The sequence below is a fragment of the Streptococcus parasanguinis genome (genome assembly GCF_001578955.1).
GTDB classification, from domain to species: Bacteria; Bacillota; Bacilli; order Lactobacillales; family Streptococcaceae; genus Streptococcus; species Streptococcus parasanguinis_U.
Window position 1 is genome coordinate 136,343 of record NZ_KQ969692.1, and the last position, 2,312, is coordinate 138,654.

The 2,312-nt window shown below is 36.7% G+C and carries 3 protein-coding genes; all 3 read right to left on the reverse strand.

The window, feature by feature from the left end; genetic code table 11:
- On the reverse strand, window positions 1–1,113 hold a 1,113-nt coding region (locus tag SPADD19_RS08865; protein WP_241496563.1), incomplete at its 3' end, for an ABC transporter transmembrane domain-containing protein.
- A gap of 145 nt (window positions 1,114–1,258) precedes the next feature.
- Window positions 1,259–1,537, reverse strand: a complete 279-nt coding sequence (locus SPADD19_RS08870) for a hypothetical protein (protein WP_003009004.1) — start codon at window positions 1,535–1,537, stop codon at window positions 1,259–1,261.
- Window positions 1,538–1,655: 118 nt separating this feature from the next.
- On the reverse strand, window positions 1,656–2,312 hold a 657-nt coding region (locus SPADD19_RS12070), incomplete at its 5' end, for an HAD family hydrolase (protein ID WP_241496564.1).

The following is a 2,312-nucleotide window of genomic DNA, read 5'->3' on the forward strand; positions in this document are numbered from 1 at the left end:
TCCTAAAATCAAGCGAAAAAGAGTCGTCTTTCCAGACCCGCTCGGTCCTTTGATTAAGACCTTCTGACCTACTGAAATCGTCGCCGTCAAATCAGAAAAAAGCTGACGTTCAGCAAAACTTTTTGAAATATGATTTAAGCGCAACGATTCGAGATTTTCAACAAATTGATCCTTTGTCTCTTCGAAATCAGGTTCTTCCTCGATAATCTTAAACAGGCGGTTCGCAGTCGGCAAGGCACCTTGGAGATTGGCTGCACTGTACATCAGAGTTTGGATCGGTTCTACCAGCATCCCCGCAGCAACATACATAGAGATGAGGCTTGTAATAGAAATAGAATTTCCCTGTAAACTCAAATAAAAGCCTAAAGCAAGAGGAACAACCTGACTAAAAAAGACCATAAATCCATTAAAGAAAAAAATAATATTATGTGTGAAACAAAATCTTTGGATGGCTTTTTGATATTCTCCGTTTAAATCATTCACGCGCTCTTCATTCAGCCTCATGGCCTGATTAATCCGTAAGGTTTGGCTGCCTTGCATACTATCCGAGACAAGCCCATGTAATTTCGTTCTAAGCTTGGACCAGCTGTCTCCCGAATCTTGTAAACGACGATTCATGATGAACTGAGGAATAGGTCTCATAATCGTAAAAATGACAAAAATAAGTCCTAAGAGAAAATTTTGTGAAACAATATAAATGGCTGTAACAAGGGCGACAAATCCCCAACTCACCATAACATTTATATTTTCCAAATAATTATCGCCCACATATTCCATATCTTGAGTTAGCAGACTAACTTTTTCATCATTGGAAAATTTAGGATTCAATATGACTTTCTTAAATAAAAGGGCACGGACACTTTTGTTGATTTCTCTTCGGAATATATTGTGCGAATAGTTTGAAAACAGCATCAGACTATAAATAACAAGATAGACAGACAAACCAAATAAAACAAAATTGAGAATTTTTCCATAAGAAAGGCCGTCTTGATCTAACTTCAAGGCCTTCGTTAAAATCAGAGGTTGCGCCAACACCAAACCACTATTCACAATACGCCCTAAAAAAATAGGAAAAAGATACTTCTTATCAATGTACTTATAAATATTTCTCATAATTATCATCCATCAAAATAGAGGGCTAGCACAACCCTCTTCTCTAAATTTATTTAAAATCGTGATTATTTACAATCACAATTATAGTTAAATACTCTAGGTTTAGCATTCATTTTGTCATCGAATTTGTTATTCACTTTAACCTTCACCGAAAATTACAATCTCCATGTGTCAAAATTGTTAGTTCCAATAATTCAGCATCTGTATCGCTTATTTTAGATAGATACTTTTCGACCTCATACTCACCCTCACTTAAATATTTATTTTTATCAAGATAAGCATGAAACTCTTTCCTAATCACATCATTGCTGTCGACTACTCTATTCAATTCATTCGTAAGAAAAAATGAATGATTGGTTTTAGTATTAAAATACAACGTACCATCATCAGTACTATATTTTAATATATATCGTGACAAATTCATATTATCACCTCTTAATCTGTGTGACTTAACCTACAGTAAGTGTACACCGATAGAAATATTAAATCAAGCAATATTCAGCAGATTAGAAAAGTTCCAACTTTTAATATTTTGGAAAAGGTTATCCTATAAAAGCTGCAATTTCGCCAACTTCTTGAGCAATATAGGTGGCGCCGGCTTCTTCCAATTCTTCCCTGCTTCCAAAGCCATAAAGGACACCGATAGAATCAAGCTTTTGCGCTTGAGCGCCAAGCACATCGTGCTCCCTGTCTCCAATCATGATGGTATGCGCCAAATCTGTAATCCCATTTTGCTCCAAGGCATACTGGATAACATCGCTTTTTTTACTACGTTTTCTATCCATGGTCGCACCAGCGACAAAGTCAAAATAATCATACAAACCAAAGTGTTTGAGAATTTGAATGGAAAATTCTTCAGGCTTTGACGTAGCTACAATCAACTGTTTGCCAGCCTGCTTGAGAGAAGCCAGCAAGTCAGGAACGCCTAGATAGACCTCATTTTCATAAAGGCCTTTTTCGGAAAAATACTCATGATAGTAGTCAATGGCCTTTAAACATTCTTCCTTAGAAAATCCATAAAAGCGCTCAAAAGACTCCTGCAAGGGCGGACCGATGAAAACTCTCAATGCTTTCTTGTCTGGCACTTGAATCCCATATTTTCCTAAGGCATAGGCCACCGAGTTGGTAATCCCTAGTTCTGAATTGGTCAAGGTGCCGTCTAGGTCAAATAAAATCGTTTGATACATTTTTTCCTCTTT